This is a genomic window from Corynebacterium testudinoris, from assembly GCF_001021045.1.
GTDB classification, from domain to species: domain Bacteria; phylum Actinomycetota; class Actinomycetes; order Mycobacteriales; family Mycobacteriaceae; genus Corynebacterium; species Corynebacterium testudinoris.
The window spans coordinates 2,472,147-2,488,027 of record NZ_CP011545.1 but is presented as its reverse complement, the minus strand read 5'-3'; the positions used below and the strand labels follow the sequence as shown (position 1 = coordinate 2,488,027).

The window sequence follows — 15,881 nt, the reverse complement described above, 5'->3', positions numbered from 1 at the left end:
CGAACGTTATGAGCAATAGGGATAAATCGGCAACGACTGACCTCGGTGAGGTGTTCGTCATCTCGGTGGCCGCCGAACTCACCGGCATGCACGCGCAGACCCTGCGTACGTACGATCGCATCGGTCTGGTCAGCCCGGCACGCACCAGTGGTGGCGGTCGCCGCTACTCACGCCGCGACATTTCGATGTTGCGCCGTATTCAGCAGCTCTCCCAAGAGGAGGGCGTGAACCTGGCGGGCATCAAGGCCATCATTGAGCTCAGTCGGGAAAACGAACACCTGCAGCAGAGCCTGGATCAGGCGCTGGAGGTGAATCGCGAACTGCGTTCCCGGATGGAGGCCCAAGCTCCCGTTCGGCGTGGGGAGCTTGTCCATGTGCCGCGATCAACGTCGCTGGTCATGTGGGAGCCGCGCCTGGGACGGCGGCCACATTCGGTGAGCGTGACCTCTTAGCGTCACCATGTCCGGACAACCCGGGTCGAGAAGCAGTCGTCGGACGTTTTCGACCCGGGTTTTGTCGTCTCGGAAAATGCTTGCGGGGAAGCGGGGGGAGAGTTGGGTTGAATTTATGCTGGTGACAGCTTAGCTAATCTTGCTAGGTTACCCCTTTGCAATGGTGTGGATACAGATCTTCGCATCTGTGGCAGGGAACACAGTACGGTGTGGGTAGCACCACAAAGTTGCTTCCTCACCGTGAAAGGACACATCACCATGACCGTTTACGCCAACCCAGGAACCGAAGGCTCGATCGTCAAATTCCGGGACCGCTACGACAACTTCATTGGCGGACAGTGGGTCCCGCCGGTCGACGGCGAGTACCTGGACAACATCACTCCGGTGACTGGCGAGGTCTTCTGTCAGGTGGCCCGCGGTAAAGCCGCCGACATCGAGCTAGCCCTCGATGCCGCCCACAAGGCTGCACCCGGATGGGGCAAGACCTCCCCGGCCGAGCGCGCACTGGTCCTGCACCGCATCGCCGACCGCATCGAGGAGCACCTCGAGGAGATCGCCGTCGCCGAGACCTGGGAGAACGGCAAGGCCGTCCGCGAGACCCTTGCGGCTGACATCCCCCTCGCCGTCGATCACTTCCGCTACTTCGCCGGAGCCACCCGCGCGCAGGAGGGTCGCCTCTCCCAGATCGACGAGAACACCGTGGCTTACCACTTCCACGAGCCCCTCGGCGTGGTCGGCCAGATCATTCCCTGGAACTTCCCGATCCTCATGGCCGCCTGGAAGATTGCTCCGGCCCTGGCCGCGGGCAACACCATCGTGCTCAAGCCCGCCGAGCAGACCCCGGCCTCCCTCCTCTACGTCGTGGACATCATCGCGGACCTGCTTCCCGATGGCGTGCTTAACATCGTCAACGGCCTCGGCGAGGAAGCCGGCGTCGCCCTGACCGGTTCGGATCGCATTTCCAAGATCGCCTTCACCGGTTCCACCGCCGTGGGCAAGATCATCAACAAGTCCGTGGCTGAGCGGATCATCCCCGTCACCCTCGAACTGGGCGGTAAGTCGCCGTCGATCTTCTTCCCCGACATCATGGAGAAGGATGACGCCTTCCTGGACAAGTGTGTCGAGGGCTTCGCGATGTTCGCCCTCAACCAGGGCGAGGTCTGCACCTGCCCGTCCCGCGCCCTGGTCCACGAGTCCATCGCTGATCAATTCCTCGAGCTCGGCGTCGAGCGCGTGAAGAAGATCAAGATCGGTAACCCGCTGGACACCGAGACCATGATGGGTGCCCAGGCGTCGCAGGAGCAGATGGACAAGATCACCGAGTACCTTGACATCGGCCCCGCCGAAGGTGCTCAGACCCTCACAGGTGGCCACGTGAACAAGCTCGACGGCCTGGAAAATGGCTACTACATCGAGCCGACCGTGTTCAAGGGCGATAACACCATGCGGATCTTCCGCGAGGAGATCTTCGGCCCCGTCCTCTCCGTGGCTACCTTCAAGGACTACGAAGACGCCATCCAGGTGGCCAACGACACCAACTACGGCCTCGGAGCCGGTGTCTGGTCGCGCCACGTCAACCTCGCCTACCGCGCGGGACGCGACATCCATGCCGGTCGCGTGTGGGTGAACCAGTACCACAACTACCCAGCTCACGCTGCCTTCGGCGGATACAAGGAGTCCGGTATCGGCCGTGAGAACCACCTCATGATGCTCGGTCACTACCAGCAGACCAAGAACCTCCTCGTCTCCTACTCGGAGGATGCTGTCGGCTTCTTCTAAGCCGGAGCAGTGAGTTCGCCCAGCCGGTCGAGGAAGCGGGGGTCCTCCCAGTAAGAGGAGTGGTCCCCGCCGGGGCTGCCCGGCCAGACATCTGCCCCGAAACCGGGGGAGGTGGGGTCCCGGCCGTGGACGCCCCCGTGCGGCCCGGCCGCCCAGCCAACGACGTCGCCCGGATTGGTCATGGCGTGCACTCGTGGGGCATCGCCGTGCAGGTTGAAGTGGGAGGCGTCGGATACTCCGGCACCTGGGCTGCCCACGAGAACGACATCATCGGCGTGCAGGCCTGCCTCGGATCCCGCGGCGTTGCCCACCACCACTGATCCGTAGCTGTAGCCGACGACGATGCGCTGCTGCGAGGGGTGTCGCCGGGCTAGCTCCTCTTGGAAGTCACGCAGGTGGGGTCCGGCTGCCCGTGCGGCGGCGGGGTTGAGTGCCCGGGTGGCGCTGCTGGGTGCGGGGTAACCCAACCACAGCACGGCCGCGCCTCCGGTGGCCCCTGCCACGGCGCGGGCGCGGGTGACCTGCGTTGCCCAGCCAGCCGGGTCGGAGGAGCTGACGCCAGCGACGACGGTGGTCACGGACTCGGCGGCGTCGATGTCGCCGATGGCGGCGACTAGTCGGCCGTCGGAGGTTTCTAGGAGGCGCAGATCGGGGTGGGCATCGGCGAGCTCGCGGACTGCAGGTGGGGCGGTGAGGAGGCGCAATTCGTGGACGGCATCGATGGGGAGGTCAGGCAGGTCGGCGAGGCGCTCCCCGGGGTCCATAGTCGCGGCCTCTTCGGCGCAGAGGACGCCAATCTGGCGGGCGCAGGCCCAATCGAGCGCCTGGCCAAGCATGCGCAGGGAGGTGAGGGTGCGCTGGATCTCGGGGTCGCGCTCGCTGACCAGCCCGATGGCGCCCAGTACGCGCTCCTGCATTCGATCCAGCTGTTCCTGCAGGCCAGCCGTGGTGTTGAGGACTTCGGCGACGCGAATCATCTGGCTGGGCGGGGTGTCCAGGCCTGCGCTGAGCCGTCCCAGGCGTGCAATGGCGGCCTCCGCGCCCTCGCCGTGGAAGCCAGCGTCGTGGAACTGCGACCACCCACGCGACACCCAGGCGGCCTGCTCCCTTAGCTGACCGGCGTCGGACGTGAGCAGGCGGGCGGAGTGGCGGAGGATGGGGGCGCTGAGCATCAGGACCCACCTAGGGCTCGGGCCAGCCGGAGGTCCCCGGCGACGGCGTGGTGGGCGAAGCGGCGGATGTCTAACAGGTGCGCCTGCACCGAGCTTTCCGTGCGTCGGTGGTCCGCTTGCCAGGCATGGATCGCTTGCGCGAGGGCCGCGCCCGTCCGCGTGGAGGTCTCGGCGGGAAGGTCGGAGGGTGCGAGCAGTTGGCGGCGCAGAAAGGTGGCTAGGAGGTCGAGGGCAGTGGCGTGGATCGTGAGGTTCATGGGCCCAGTTTCCCCAGCGTGTTCGCCTATGTTCAACCCCTGCTCCGGCTTGCCTGTGGATAACTTCCGCTTATCCACATATCGTGGGGCCATGAAAATTGGAGTGGTGCAATTCGAGTCGGGAGCGGATATCCTCGACAATTTGGCCCGTGCTCAAGCACAGATCCGTGAGGTGGCCGAACAAGGCGCTCAGCTCATCGTGTTGCCGGAGGCCACGAGCCAGGCCTTCGACACTGGGCGGCTGGACACCCAGGCGCAGCAGCTCGACGGCGAGTTTGCCACCGGCATCCAAAAAACCGCCCGTGAGCTGGGGGTAACGGTCATTGCGGGGATGTTCCGTCCCGCCGACACCGTCGAGCGAGACGGCAAGCAGATCAATCGTGTGACCAACACCGCGCTGATCACAGGGCCCGACATCCACACCGGCTATGACAAAATCCACACCTTCGATGCCTTCGATTATCGCGAGTCGGACACCGTGAAGCCGGGCACGGAGTTATCGCTTATCGACGTCGACGGAGTCACCGTCGGCATCGCCATCTGCTACGACATCCGCTTCCCCGCCCAGTTCCAAGAACTGGCCCGCCGTGGCGCGCAGGTCATCGTGGTGCCCAACAGCTGGATGGATGGTCCCGGCAAGCTAGAACAGTGGCGCATCCTCACCGCCGGACGGGCGCTCGACTCCACAGCGTGGATCGTGGCGGCCGGCCAGGCCCGCCCGGGAGGGGAGGCCGCGGCTGGCGAAGCCAGCGGGCCGACGGGCATTGGGCATTCGTGCGTGGTGGGGCCAACGGGGCGTCGAGAAGCGGAGGCCGGGTACGGGCCGGAGACGTTTGTTGTCGATCTCGACATGGATCAGGTCAGTCAAGCTCGGCGCTCACTGCCCATCCTGTAGGCGCGGCCACTGGTCCGCGAGCTCCCACGCCTCGGTCTGGATGTTCGCGGCCGGGGTCTCACCCGCGATAAGCGCAGCGACGGTGCGGTGGACCTTGGTGGCCTCGCCGACGACGAGAACCTGCCGATCCGCCCACGCGCCATAGGACGCGACGACCTCGCCGACCTGCCCGGACACCCGCAGGTGGAGGCCGCGCGGGACTTCGGGGGCGTCGCCAGCGATGCCCACCCACCACGGATCGGTGTCATGCTCCACGACGGGGACCACCGACAGCCACGACGTCACCATCGCAAGATTCCACAATCCCATGAGGTCATAGAGCTCGCCGGGGTACTCGGCGGCGACGAAGAGATGGACGCGGGGGCGACGGCGCTCGGGCGGCCAATCGAGCATGTCGAAAAGAATCGCCCGAAGAGGTGCGAGGCCGGTGCCATGGGCGATCATGAGCACGTCCTGCTCCCCGTTGATACTCAGGCCACCGCTCGGAGCACCGAAATTCCAATAATCGCCCACCTTCGGCGTGGCCAGCAGCTGGGACACGTGGCTGCCCTCGATGGTGCGGATGTGGAACTCCAGCTGGCCGAAATCATTGCTGGGCAGAGCGGGGGAGAGCATCCGCCACACCCCGGGCAAATAAGACGTGGTCACGGGTAGATGCTGGCCAGGGCGGTAATCCACCGGCAGTCCCGCCTCCAGGCGGACGACGCTGATGCGGCGGCTGCGACGCTGCACCCCCTGCACCTCGGCGGAAAACACCGGCGCAATCCCCTCCCGATCCGCCTCCTGCGCGGCCGCCGCCATGACCGAGCAGACCAACTCCACTGCCCGGCCAGCGGCCTCAACCTCGGGGACCTCCAGTGTGCGCAACCCATGCTGCAGGGCGACAGCGAAAGCGGGATAGATCTCGGCGGGGAATCCGTGCCGGCGATGATCGCGGCCCAGGTGGCGGAGGGTATCAAGCAGCTCAGGAGGCAAGGCACCCGTGCGTGGGGTACGCTCCATCACCCACGCCACGGCACCGGCCAATTCGCGGTGGGTATCGCGCAAAGAGATGGGAAACACCTGGCGGGCTTCCAGGACGTCCTGGTAAAAACGCTGATGGACGGCATCGCGAAACTCGTCGCTTCGGGCGCGCAGAATGTCACCGACGGATTCGAGGGTTTCCATGCGTTCCATTGTGCCTTGCGTGGGGGTTTCTCCAACTACCAAAGACTTATGCAACTAGACTTGTGCTTTCAGTTGCCCGGAAAGGACACTCAACGATGATTGAGTTCGACGATGTCACCCTCACCTATCCGGGGAATGATCGACCTGCGGTCCGCAATTTCAGCCACCGCATCGCGCCGGGCACCACCACGGTCTTTGTTGGGCCTTCCGGCTGCGGGAAGACGACCCTGCTGCGCATGGTCAACCGGATGGTGGCCCCGCAATCCGGTCGGGTCATGGTCCGCGGGGAGGACGTCGCCGGGGTGAACCCCGTTGCTTTACGACGTTCCATTGGCTACATCATGCAGCACTCCGGCCTGCTCCCACACCGCACCGTCGTGGACAACATCGCGGCGGTGGCCCGCCTCAACGGGTCTACTCGGCGCGAGGCCCGCGCCCGGGCGGAGGAGATGCTCGCCCTCGTCGGCCTTGATCCGGCATTGGGTTCGCGCTATCCCGCCGAATTGTCTGGTGGCCAGGCCCAACGCGTCGGCGTGGCTCGCGGCTTCGTCGCCGACCCCGACATCCTGCTCATGGATGAGCCCTTCGGCGCGGTCGACCCAGTGGTGCGGCGGGGTCTGCAAGAAGAGGTCCTGGACCTCAAAGAAGGCATGGGCAAAACGATCCTCATGGTCACCCACGACATCGACGAGGCTTTCTTGCTGGGCGATGAGATCGTCTTGCTCGGCGAAGAAGCGGAAATCCACCAAGTCGGCGTCGCCGAGGACTTCCTCCTGCGCCCGGCCTCCGACTACGTGAGGGACTTCACCGGCGCCGATTCCCGCGCCCTATCGGTGGAGTTGCGCGACGGCCGCGAGGTGGTCGTGGATCGACACGGCCATGTCAAGGGCATCCTCCGATGAGGTGGGATTGGGTGGCAAACAACTCGGCTAAAATCGGCGAGCTAACCCTGGACCACCTGGCCTTATCGTGGCCGGCGATCCTCGCGTCCTTCCTGCTCGCGCTGCCGATTGGTTGGTTGGCGCATCGGTTCCGCCCCGCCCGGGAAGTTGTCGTGGTGGCCGCTGGCTTGCTCTACGTCATCCCCTCGCTGGCGATGTTCGTGGTCATGCCGCTCGTGCTGGGCACCTCGATCCTCTCCCCGCTCAACGTCATCGTCGCCATGACCCTCTACGGCCTCGCGCTGCAAATTCGCTCCACGGCGGACGCCTTCGACACCGTCCCCGGCGATGTCCGCCAAGCCGCCATCGCGATGGGCTACCCCACGTGGCGCCGCATCCTCGGCGTCGAGTTGCCGCTCGCCGGCCCAGGCCTGTTGGCCGGGATCAGGGTGGTCGCGGCGTCGACAATCTCTTTGGTCTCCGTCGGAGCACTCATCGGCGTGTCCTCCCTGGGCACGCTGTTCACCGAAGGTTTCCAACGCTCGTTCCCCACGCAGATCATCGTCGGCCTGCTGGGCACGGTGCTGCTGGCAGTGCTTATCGACGCCGCCCTCATCCTCATCGGCCGCCTCACCATGCCGTGGAGGCGATCATGATCTCCTACCTCACCGACCCCGGAAACCTCCCGCTCATCGTCTCCCGCACCGTCGACCACCTCGGCTACACCGCCCTGGCCGTCGGCCTCGCTCTGCTCATCGCGTTGCCCATCGGCTTGTGGGTCGGGCACACGGGGCGCGGGGCACACGCGATCGTCGGAATCGCCGGCGCTTTGCGAGCCCTCCCCTCTCTCGGCCTGCTCACCTGGCTCGCCGTGCAACTCACCTTCGGCGTACGAGTGCCATTGATCCCCGCCACGATCGTGCTCGTCATCCTCGCGGTCCCGCCCCTCCTCGCCGGAATAGTCACCGGACTCCAAGCAATTCCCCGCCCCGTCATCGACTCCGCCCGAGCCTCCGGCTTCAGCGAAACTCAGATCCTCACTGGCGTCGAACTGCCCCTCGCCGCCGCCACCATGATGGGCGGCCTGCGCTCCTGTGTCGTCCAAGTGCTAGCCACGGCGACCATTGTTGCCTACATTGGATTATCGGGACTAGGCCGCTTCCTCATCGACGGGCTCGCACTCCGCGATTACCCGCAAATGCTCACCGGAGCACTCCTGGTGACGGTCCTCGCCCTCATCGTCGATGTGGTTCTCGCCTCGCTACAACGATCCCTTCAACCCCAAGGACGTGTGACATGAAGAACCGCATTGCCGCCCTCATCGCCACCCTCGCACTGGCACTGACCGCCTGCTCCTCCCCATCGGATCCGCTGGACTCCGGCTCCAACGACAATGTCATCACCATCGGCACCGCCAACTTCCCCGAATCCGAAATCATCGGCCAGGTGTGGGCGCAAGCCCTCGAAGACGCCGGATTCACCGTCGAGGTCACCTCCGCCATCGGCTCCCGCGAGGTCTACCTCCGCGCCCTCGAAGAGGGCAGCGTGGACCTCGTGCCCGAATACGCGGGCAACCTCGCCCAGTTCTACGGTGCTGACCTGCCTGCGGGCGCAAGCTCCGCGGACGTCGAAAAGCTCTTGACCGAAGCCCTACCCGACGGACTCATCGCCGGCAACTTCGCCGAAGGCGAATCCAAAGACTCCTACCGCGTCACCCGCTCGCTTGCCGACGATCGCGGCCTCACCACCCTCGCCGACCTCGCCAAACTCGACCAAGTCCGCGTCGCAGCCAACCCCGAACTCGCCGAACGGCCCTACGGCCCGCGCGGCCTCACCGAGGTCTACAACGTCGACGCCGCCACCATCACCATGGTCCCCATTTCCGACGGCGGCGGCCCCCTCACCATCGCCGCCCTCACCGACGGCACAGCAGACACCGCAGATATCTACACCACCTCACCATTGTTGGATGCCGCCGGCAACGAAATCGACCTGGTCACCCTCGACGACCCCGAAGGCCTCATCCTCCCCCAAAACGTCCTCCCGCTCATGCGTTCCGACGCCCTGCCCGAAGGAGCCATCGACGCCATCAACGGCGCCTCCGCCCTCCTCACCACCGACGCCCTCGTCGCCATGAACCTGCGCAACATCGGCAAAGAAAAAGCCGAAGCCCCGATCATCGCCCGGGACTTCCTCGCCAACAACTCCTAAGGCTCCCGAGCAGCGAAAAGATCGACCGAATTGCCATCCGGATCCAACAACGTCGCATAACGCTGCCCCCACACGGCATCCCACGGAGCGACGTGGCCCGTAAACCCCGCATCCACCATCGCCTGAAACGCCGCATCCACCTCCGCCGGGGAATCCTTCCTAAAAGCCAGCGCAATCCGGTGCCCACCCGTCGGCGGAGCATAATCCGGATCGAACGTGCGGATCGTATCCACGGTGTCCCACGCCAACGCCGTCCCATCCGCCAGCTGCGCATCAACATGCGGCGCACCGTCCTGATCAGCGTCGATCTCCACCCCCAACGCCCGATAGAAGGCCAAAGAAGCAGCCATATTCGAAGTCACAATTCCGATGAATCCCAGTCGAAGAGTCATGGCCTCGACTATAGGTCTGCTACCGGCGGTGAAGTCGACGCATGACGAGCGCCAGGTGCAGTCGCATCCTGCCTTCCGCTTCGCGAATGTTCCACCCAAGCAATCGTTCCGCCCGGAGGAGACGCTCCTGCAACGTCGAATGATGGACTCTTAAAACGTCCGCAGCAGCACGAACGCTCGGCGCGATGGAGAAGGTATCCAACGTCTCGAGCATCCACGGAGCCTCACGCCCGGCCAGTTCCAGAGCATTAACGTCCGGGTGTCGAGGAGATTCCGGACCAAGCGTCTGCGCAAGAACCAAGAAACCGCCCGCGCTCTCGGCGAAAACGACCCGCGGCCCCGGATCCAATTCCGTCCCATCGGCCGTGAGACGGAATGCTAATTGCGCCGCCAAGGCAGACTCGGGAAGTTCCTCGACCGGAACGGTGTACCCGATGGCCACCCGTTTTCTCCCTTGCCGCGCAAGGAAGGACTCCGTTGTGGACTCCTCGACGATCTTCACCCGGCCTCCCGCGAGAACAAGAGGACGCAGACGTCGGGGATCTAAGCCCAATTGTTTGACAGCGTGACGACGTTCCTCCAACGGAACCACGGCATCAACAGCCACTTCGCACCAGGCATCCGCATCTTTTCGGGCGTTGGTCGATACGCTCGCACGTGACAAAATGTGGTTGACCGCACCCGCAGCTCGCTCCAACACCAAAGGATCCAATGGCTGCGGCGGACCGTCTCGCTCAATCCAAATAGTGCCGACCACTACATCGAGAGAAGCACTGAGCCACGCTGGATCAAGAGTGGTCCGCGAGGCTGGAACTCCATCGGCAGTAACTCTGATCTGGGTCTGTCGATCGTCATAGGAAATCCCGACACCGCATCCCGTGAGCTTTGCCGCTGCCCGCGCAATGGCATGCACGCCTACCTCTTGAGCGAGAAGCTCCTCGAAGTAGGAAATGACCCGCAAGGCTGCGCCCGCCTCCGGGTCAAGGCTATCCAGCCAAATTGTCAGATCGCGCATGGGTACATACTGCCACGAGTCACAGGACCCCTAAGACTGATAGAGGCGGCGAAGCCAGTCCAAGCGCGCCGCCTTCGCGGTCTGGGAAAGCGCAGTATGTGGAGCTAAACCGTCAAAACCGTGGAAGCCACCAGGCCACACATGCAGCTCAGCAATACCGCCTGCCTGCCAGATGCCATTGGCGTAAGCGACATCCTCGTCGCGGAACGTCTCCGCCGAGCCGACGTCGATGAATGTGGGCGGGAGTCCAGATAGGTCTGTCGCTCGGGCTGGTGCAGCGTATGGCGACACATCATCGCTGCCACGTGCTTCACCCAGCAATGCTGTCCAGCCCGCCAGATTGGAACTACGATCCCAGAATCCGACTCCCTCCATCTGCAGAGCCGAATACGAGTTGTTCCGGTCGTCGAGCATAGGACATATCAGTAGCTGGCCGAGCAAGGTGGGGCCCTGACGATCGCGGGATAACAGAGCTACGGCGGCGGAAAGCCCTCCCCCGGCGCTAGCTCCAACGACAACGATCTGTGCAGGATCAATGCCCAGCTCTTCAGCGTTCTCAGCTGTCCACACCAGTCCGGCGTAGCAGTCCCCCACAGGGCCCGGGTGTGGCGTTTCTGGAGCCAGTCGGTATTCCACGGACACTACTGCGAGTCCTAGTTCTTTAGCCAACTCGAGCACATATGGAGTTCCGGTCCTGTTATCGCCAATGACCATCCCCCCGCCGTGGATGTGGTAAAGCGCGCCGACTGGGGAAGAATGTCCCTGTGGCAGGCAAATGAGCAGGGAGACATCTGGCGAGCCCTCAGGGCCGGGAACGAGCCGTTCCTCAACTGTGAAGTGGCCTTCCATTGAGAAGAGCTCAAAAATCTCCTCTTCGGTTGGTATTTCAACGCCAGGGAAGTCACCTCGAAATGTCTCGAGGGTGTCCAACTGAATGGCGTTTGGCGGCATCACCTCATTGATTTGCTTGAGAACGGAGGCAAGCTCAGGGTCGAAGGGTGGTGGCGGACCAATCTTTGGCGAAGATGAGGCAGTCACTTTTAGGCTCCTTAGGCGTTGGCTAGTGTGATCTACCTCATTGTTGGCTGGTGTCCCGGATCGCACAACCCTTCTAGCGGCGGGGATTCTCCGCCATGTGGCGGGTGGATCTATCAGCACTTCATTGCATGCCGTTGCAGCTCAAAGGGCACTCGCCCGGGCTCGCCGCGACTCCTAGGCTGGTGGCTGATCGATGTTCGTGACTCAGGTTCCTGCCCGGAGACTGCCTATCCCGAAAGCACGGCAGCGAATTCTCGCTTGATGGTGAAGGTGGGCAGCCCGAGAGCCCGATGGATTTCCTCCCGGTGATGTGGAGCGACGGGGTGAAGAAAACGCACTAGCCGTAGGCTGGCCGCATGAATAGCAGTTTTCAGGTCGAAGAGTTTTATCGCTCGTGCCGCGCGGCCAATGCAGGTCTACCTGACAACACTCCTGAGGCATGGGCTTTCGGTGCGACACCCCAGCTTGCCGACGAGCTGTTGGCGTTAGTTCAGTCCGGGGTGAAGACGGCCACTGCTTCATCATTGTGGGACTACGAGGCCGCCGAAGACCCCGTCCCGAAGGTGGGAGAACTGAGCATCATCCTCGATGGCCGCGGAATCCCTCGAGTGCTCATCGAAACGACCTCAGTGGAAGTCATGCCGTTTGAGGACGTCCCTGCTTCGCATGCCCATGCCGAAGGAGAGGGGGACCGAACCCTCAAGTATTGGCGGGAAGTCCATGAGCACTATTGGCGGACCTACTCTGAAAGTCCCAGGGGTTTCGAGCCTGGCATGCCCGTGGTGTGTGAGCAATTCCAGGTCTTGCATGGAGCTGACTAGAGCGGTCGGTGAACTCGACCTCTGATGGCGCCGCCGAGCCTGGGACGGCGCGATTGATGCTGGCCCCTGGTCTAGAACGGTGGTGGTTCCTCCGGCGGTGGTGGCGGAGGCGGCCCCTCCCGCTCGACTTCCTCCGCCCGCTGAGCCTGCGACTCCGACCTGATCCGCGCCCTACGTTTCTCAACCCGCTGCGACAACGTCTGCAACCAATGCCGCTCACTAGGAGCCAACGGCCCATCACCCTCCGACTCCGCCCACGACCCATCATCAAACAAGAAAAACTTCCGCCGCGTCGCCGGGTCAAGGACGTAGAAGACTCGACGATCAGTCTTTAACGCATGATGCTTTACACACAACGCGGCCAAATTCGCTGCTGTGGTTGGCCCGCCATCAGCATGATTAATCCGATGATCCATCTGCGCCCTGTGAGCCGGTGCGTCACACCCACCCACAGCACACGTCCCATCCCACCCGACCACCAGAGAACGAATATCAGGTGGGGTCGCATACGCTGACGAGACTTTCGCAGCGATCGCATCCAGATCAATTTCCACATCCACCCGATTGAGCAGATCCTCCGTCTGCTTCCTCGTGAGATAGCCCACCCCAGACACCCAGCCCGGAGCATCTGGGATATCTGATGCCCGATACAGGTTAAGAGTGACGTTTGTTGCCCCCTCACCTCTGATCAGCGCTACCAGTGCGTCCGAGTGGCTGACCCCATGAGCGATGGCGTATTTGCGTAACCGTTGATCAATGTCGTGGGCAACGACCCCGTCGACTTCCGCGTGGATTACCCCGCGGCCTTCAATAACGCTCACGCTGACACTGTCGGCAGGTGCTGGGGCAGGGTCTTGTGTCGAGATTGAATCATCGAGCATTGTGATGATCGCATTCAACCGCTGCTTGATCTTGCCAACAGTGGGTAAGACTTGGTGGGCGCGGGTGGGGGTGAGGAACTCCGCGAGTTCAGTATCAATGAGATCCATATGTTCAGATACCGTGGCGTCTGCTTTGCATAAGACACTGTCGATGACTTGTAGGCGCATGAGATCAAGATGGAAATGTTGTTCCTGAACTGCCTTGAGCTTTGGGAGCTCGCGAAGGCGGTGGTGGGCGCTGATCGCAGACATCAGGTAGCGATCCCCGCGCCCTAAAGATCGCCGCAACCGGCCAAGAGCAACATCAATGTCCTCATCATTACCGGGGAGGATTGATTGCCACAGTTCGTAGTCGTCTTGGCGTGTCTTTGTTGCCCGACGAGCAACGGGATCATCGGGTGCGTTTACGGCGTAGAAGTGCTCGGGTGGGGCGAGTGCTTTTTGGAGGTAGATCTCTACCGGTGAATAGTGAAGGTCAATGTTCACGTATGCCCACCCCCCTTTTGTCGCTTGCGTGTTCTAATGCCTATAGTAGAACAGACGAGCTAACCACGCAAGAGCCACAGCAAGATTTTTCTCGCCGGGTAGCGGCACGGGAAGCGCCTTAGGTAAGAAGCCGCAAGGGGCCCTTACCTAAGGCGGATCAGGGTTAGGAGATGTCGTAGCCGGTGGCTGGGCCTTGGTCGGCGGGGATCCATCCCAGGGCCGGGGCGACGTGCTCGGCGAAGTTGCTCAGGATGGAGAGGTTGAGGTCGACGCCCATCTGGTTGGGGATGGTGAGCATGAGGGTGTCGGCGGATTGGACGGCTTCGTCGGCAAGCAATTGTTCGATGAGCTTGTCGGGTTCGTCGGCGTAGGTGCGGCCGAAGGTGGAGCGCATGCCGTCGATGATGCCGACGGAGTCGGAGTCCTCGGTGCGGCCGAACATCTGGCGTTCGCGGTCGTTGGTGATGGGGAAGACGGAGCGCGAGACGGAGACGCGTGGGGTCCAGTCGTGACCGGCTTCCTTCCAGGCGTCGCGGTAGAGCTGGATTTGTTCGGCTTGGATCTCAGCGAGTGATTGGCCGGTGGCTTCGGTGACGAGGGTGGAGCTCATGAGGTTGACGCCGTCGCGGGCGGCTTGCTCGGCGGTGGGTCGGGAGCCGGCGCCCCACCAGATGTGTTCGCGCAGGCCAGGGGAGTGCGGGAAGACGGGTAGAGGTGTGCCGGCTTGGAACATGCGGGGGTATTGGTCCTCGGCGGAGGCGGCGCGGGCCATGCCTTGGCCGTCGATGGCGGCGAGGAATGTCTCAAATTTCTCGCGGGCGAGGTCTGCTCCCTTGGGGTCTTTTGCGCCGGTGTAGCCGAAGGATTCCCAGCCGCGGGCGGCGGGCTCGGGTGACCCACGGGATACGCCGATGGCGAGGCGGCCGTCGGAAAGCAAGTCCAGTGCGGCGGTCTCTTCGGCGAGGTAGAGGGGGTTTTCGTAGCGCATGTCGATGACGCCGGTGCCCACTTCGATGTGTTTGGTGGAGCCGGCGATCGCGCCGAGCAGCGGCATGGGGGAGGCGCCTTGCGGGGCGAAGTGGTGGACGCGGAAGTAGGCGCCATTGACGCCGATCTCGTCGGCGGCTTGGGATAGTTCCAGGGCCTGTTTCAGCATGTCAGCGGCGCCGGGTCCGGCTTGGTTGCCGATGGCGTAGTGGCCGAAACTGAGGAATCCGAATGATTTCATGGTTGTCCTTAAACTAGTTGGGTGAGATGGTGGGCGGCTCGGCGGCCGGCGAGTCTGCCGGCGCGGGTTGCGCCGACGGTCGAGGCGTTGGAGCCGTATCCGACGAGCAGCACTCGAGGGTCGCGCGCGGGGGTGACCTCGTCTTTTAGGAAGATTCCTCCGCTTCGTTCCCGCAGTTTCAGTGGGGCGAGATGCCGCAGTGCAGGGCGGAAACCGGTGTTCCAGAAGATGGTGTCCACCGCCAGCTCGGTGCCCGCGGGGAAGGGGTCCCACGATTCGGGTACCGCCAATTCCGTGCTTTGCGACGGCCCGAGCCCCTCAGCCTCGCCATTTTCCACCGGACCGAACATCACCCCTGTCGGGGTGATGCGGTCAAACATCCCGCGGGAGACCAACGTCCCGGCGGCGACGCCGTCGAGGTAGTCGGGGATCTGTGGGATGCCGGTGGTGCGGACCACTGAGGCGGGCGCATGCCCGGCGAAGGTGCGTTCGCGCACCGCATTTTCTACGGCGAGGCCCCAGCCTGCGTCGAACTCCCTGGTGGTGAAGTTCGGTGGGCGACGGGTCGCCCAGGTGGTTGTGGCGACGTCGGCAAGCTCGAGGAGAAACTGCACGGCGGAGAGACCTCCGCCGACGACGAGGACGCGCTGACCTGTGAAGTCTTCCTTCGCTCGGAAGTTGCGCGTGTGGAGCTGACGCCCTTCGAAGGAGGCGATTCCGGGGATGGCGGGGATGTAGGGGCTGTCCCAGGTGCCGGTGGCGTTGAGCAGGATGTCGGTAGTGAAGCTCCCTTCGGCGAGGTGGACTTCCAATGGGCTGTTGGTGGATTCGGCGGTGACTGAGTGGACGGGTGCGGGGCGCACGACGGCCAGCTCGAAGGCATCTTCGTAGGCGCCGTAGTAGTCGGCGACGAGGCGGGATGCGGGCTTCTGGGGATCGGGGCGTTCCATGGGCAGGCCGGGGAGGTCGGCGATTCCGTGTGCTTTGCCGAAGGTGAGGGAATCCCATCGGTGACGCCAGGCGCCGCCGGGGCCGTCGTTGCCGTCGAGCACGATGAAGTCGGACCCTGGTCGCAGGCCGCGGCGCTGCAGTTCGTGGGCAGCTGCCAGGCCTGCTTGTCCCGCGCCCACGACGGTGGCGGGGAAGTGGCGATGGAGCAGGTCCTTGGGGAACATAGGCCCCATATTACTCATCAATGGTGATGTG

17 protein-coding genes are annotated in these 15,881 nt (G+C 63.6%); 8 read left to right on the top strand and 9 right to left on the bottom strand.

Annotated elements, in window-relative coordinates; genetic code table 11:
- Positions 1-8 precede the first annotated feature (8 nt).
- Positions 9-452, top strand: a complete 444-nt coding sequence (locus tag CTEST_RS11950) for a heat shock protein transcriptional repressor HspR (protein WP_047253927.1) — start codon at positions 9-11, stop codon at positions 450-452.
- Positions 453-710: 258 nt separating this feature from the next.
- Complete coding sequence (exaC, locus tag CTEST_RS11945; protein ID WP_047253926.1) at positions 711-2,231, top strand: acetaldehyde dehydrogenase ExaC; 1,521 nt, start codon at positions 711-713, stop codon at positions 2,229-2,231.
- Here the strand turns inward: exaC and CTEST_RS11940 are convergent.
- On the bottom strand, positions 2,228-3,403 hold the full coding sequence (locus CTEST_RS11940; protein WP_047253925.1) for an alpha/beta hydrolase: 1,176 nt from the start codon (positions 3,401-3,403) through the stop codon (positions 2,228-2,230). The genes exaC and CTEST_RS11940 overlap by 4 nt on opposite strands.
- Entirely contained in the window at positions 3,403-3,660 is a 258-nt protein-coding gene (locus CTEST_RS11935; RefSeq protein WP_047253924.1) for a hypothetical protein, read from the bottom strand. Before CTEST_RS11935 ends, CTEST_RS11940 begins: the two co-directional genes overlap by 1 nt.
- A 91-nt stretch (positions 3,661-3,751) precedes the next feature.
- On the opposite strand from CTEST_RS11935, the gene CTEST_RS11930 reads away from it, so the two are divergent.
- Complete coding sequence (locus CTEST_RS11930; protein ID WP_047253923.1) at positions 3,752-4,555, top strand: carbon-nitrogen hydrolase family protein; 804 nt, start codon at positions 3,752-3,754, stop codon at positions 4,553-4,555.
- Here CTEST_RS11930 and CTEST_RS11925 read toward each other — a convergent pair.
- Complete coding sequence (locus tag CTEST_RS11925; protein ID WP_047253922.1) at positions 4,538-5,722, bottom strand: FAD-binding oxidoreductase; 1,185 nt, start codon at positions 5,720-5,722, stop codon at positions 4,538-4,540. The genes CTEST_RS11930 and CTEST_RS11925 overlap by 18 nt on opposite strands.
- Before the next feature lie 95 nt (positions 5,723-5,817).
- On the opposite strand from CTEST_RS11925, the gene CTEST_RS11920 reads away from it, so the two are divergent.
- From CTEST_RS11920 to CTEST_RS11905, 4 genes are read left to right on the top strand one after another with little or no spacing between them, the layout of a single operon-like run.
- Positions 5,818-6,624 (top strand): ATP-binding cassette domain-containing protein, encoded by an 807-nt coding sequence (locus CTEST_RS11920; RefSeq protein WP_047253921.1) that lies wholly within the window; start codon positions 5,818-5,820, stop codon positions 6,622-6,624.
- On the top strand, positions 6,621-7,259 hold the full coding sequence (locus CTEST_RS11915; RefSeq protein ID WP_047253920.1) for an ABC transporter permease: 639 nt from the start codon (positions 6,621-6,623) through the stop codon (positions 7,257-7,259). Before CTEST_RS11920 ends, CTEST_RS11915 begins: the two co-directional genes overlap by 4 nt.
- Positions 7,256-7,903, top strand: a complete 648-nt coding sequence (locus tag CTEST_RS11910) for an ABC transporter permease (protein ID WP_047253919.1) — start codon at positions 7,256-7,258, stop codon at positions 7,901-7,903. The genes CTEST_RS11915 and CTEST_RS11910 overlap by 4 nt, the downstream gene beginning before the upstream one ends.
- On the top strand, positions 7,900-8,814 hold the full coding sequence (locus CTEST_RS11905; RefSeq protein WP_047253918.1) for an ABC transporter substrate-binding protein: 915 nt from the start codon (positions 7,900-7,902) through the stop codon (positions 8,812-8,814). Before CTEST_RS11910 ends, CTEST_RS11905 begins: the two co-directional genes overlap by 4 nt.
- On the opposite strand, the gene CTEST_RS11900 is transcribed toward CTEST_RS11905, so the two are convergent.
- Genes CTEST_RS11900 through CTEST_RS11890 form a run of 3 tightly spaced genes read right to left on the bottom strand, consistent with a single transcriptional unit; the run spans position 8,811 to position 11,259 of the window.
- Positions 8,811-9,206 carry a VOC family protein gene (locus CTEST_RS11900; protein WP_047253917.1) on the bottom strand — a complete coding sequence of 132 codons (396 nt, stop codon included), beginning with the start codon at positions 9,204-9,206 and terminating at the stop codon, positions 8,811-8,813. The two genes, CTEST_RS11905 and CTEST_RS11900, sit on opposite strands and share 4 nt — an antisense overlap.
- 19 nt (positions 9,207-9,225) lie before the next feature.
- A complete protein-coding gene (locus tag CTEST_RS11895) occupies positions 9,226-10,221 on the bottom strand; it encodes a helix-turn-helix domain-containing protein (protein WP_047253916.1) in 996 nt (331 codons plus the stop codon).
- A 30-nt stretch (positions 10,222-10,251) separates the two neighbouring features.
- Positions 10,252-11,259: an alpha/beta hydrolase gene (locus tag CTEST_RS11890; RefSeq protein ID WP_047253915.1), complete on the bottom strand. Its 1,008-nt coding sequence runs from the start codon at positions 11,257-11,259 to the stop codon at positions 10,252-10,254.
- A gap of 356 nt (positions 11,260-11,615) precedes the next feature.
- On the opposite strand from CTEST_RS11890, the gene CTEST_RS11885 reads away from it, so the two are divergent.
- Positions 11,616-12,080: an ASCH domain-containing protein gene (locus tag CTEST_RS11885; protein WP_047253914.1), complete on the top strand. Its 465-nt coding sequence runs from the start codon at positions 11,616-11,618 to the stop codon at positions 12,078-12,080.
- 71 nt (positions 12,081-12,151) lie between these two features.
- On the opposite strand, the gene CTEST_RS11880 is transcribed toward CTEST_RS11885, so the two are convergent.
- The 3 genes from CTEST_RS11880 to CTEST_RS11870 all read right to left on the bottom strand — a co-directional run bounded on the left by CTEST_RS11880 (position 12,152) and on the right by CTEST_RS11870 (position 15,850).
- Positions 12,152-13,447: an HNH endonuclease signature motif containing protein gene (locus tag CTEST_RS11880; protein WP_052844395.1), complete on the bottom strand. Its 1,296-nt coding sequence runs from the start codon at positions 13,445-13,447 to the stop codon at positions 12,152-12,154.
- 163 nt (positions 13,448-13,610) lie between these two features.
- Complete coding sequence (locus CTEST_RS11875; RefSeq protein WP_047253913.1) at positions 13,611-14,675, bottom strand: LLM class flavin-dependent oxidoreductase; 1,065 nt, start codon at positions 14,673-14,675, stop codon at positions 13,611-13,613.
- Positions 14,676-14,683: 8 nt separating this feature from the next.
- Positions 14,684-15,850, bottom strand: coding sequence for an NAD(P)-binding domain-containing protein (locus tag CTEST_RS11870; protein ID WP_047253912.1), 1,167 nt, complete (start codon positions 15,848-15,850; stop codon positions 14,684-14,686).
- Positions 15,851-15,881 lie beyond the last annotated feature (31 nt).

Coding starts and splice junctions, on each gene's coding strand:
- CTEST_RS11950 (WP_047253927.1), top strand. CDS start 9: ATGAGCAATAGGGATAAATCGGCAACGACTGACCTCGGTGAGGTGTTC.
- exaC (WP_047253926.1), top strand. CDS start 711: ATGACCGTTTACGCCAACCCAGGAACCGAAGGCTCGATCGTCAAATTC.
- CTEST_RS11940 (WP_047253925.1), bottom strand. CDS start 3,403: ATGCTCAGCGCCCCCATCCTCCGCCACTCCGCCCGCCTGCTCACGTCC.
- CTEST_RS11935 (WP_047253924.1), bottom strand. CDS start 3,660: ATGAACCTCACGATCCACGCCACTGCCCTCGACCTCCTAGCCACCTTT.
- CTEST_RS11930 (WP_047253923.1), top strand. CDS start 3,752: ATGAAAATTGGAGTGGTGCAATTCGAGTCGGGAGCGGATATCCTCGAC.
- CTEST_RS11925 (WP_047253922.1), bottom strand. CDS start 5,722: ATGGAAACCCTCGAATCCGTCGGTGACATTCTGCGCGCCCGAAGCGAC.
- CTEST_RS11920 (WP_047253921.1), top strand. CDS start 5,818: ATGATTGAGTTCGACGATGTCACCCTCACCTATCCGGGGAATGATCGA.
- CTEST_RS11915 (WP_047253920.1), top strand. CDS start 6,621: ATGAGGTGGGATTGGGTGGCAAACAACTCGGCTAAAATCGGCGAGCTA.
- CTEST_RS11910 (WP_047253919.1), top strand. CDS start 7,256: ATGATCTCCTACCTCACCGACCCCGGAAACCTCCCGCTCATCGTCTCC.
- CTEST_RS11905 (WP_047253918.1), top strand. CDS start 7,900: ATGAAGAACCGCATTGCCGCCCTCATCGCCACCCTCGCACTGGCACTG.
- CTEST_RS11900 (WP_047253917.1), bottom strand. CDS start 9,206: ATGACTCTTCGACTGGGATTCATCGGAATTGTGACTTCGAATATGGCT.
- CTEST_RS11895 (WP_047253916.1), bottom strand. CDS start 10,221: ATGCGCGATCTGACAATTTGGCTGGATAGCCTTGACCCGGAGGCGGGC.
- CTEST_RS11885 (WP_047253914.1), top strand. CDS start 11,616: ATGAATAGCAGTTTTCAGGTCGAAGAGTTTTATCGCTCGTGCCGCGCG.
- CTEST_RS11875 (WP_047253913.1), bottom strand. CDS start 14,675: ATGAAATCATTCGGATTCCTCAGTTTCGGCCACTACGCCATCGGCAAC.
- CTEST_RS11870 (WP_047253912.1), bottom strand. CDS start 15,850: ATGTTCCCCAAGGACCTGCTCCATCGCCACTTCCCCGCCACCGTCGTG.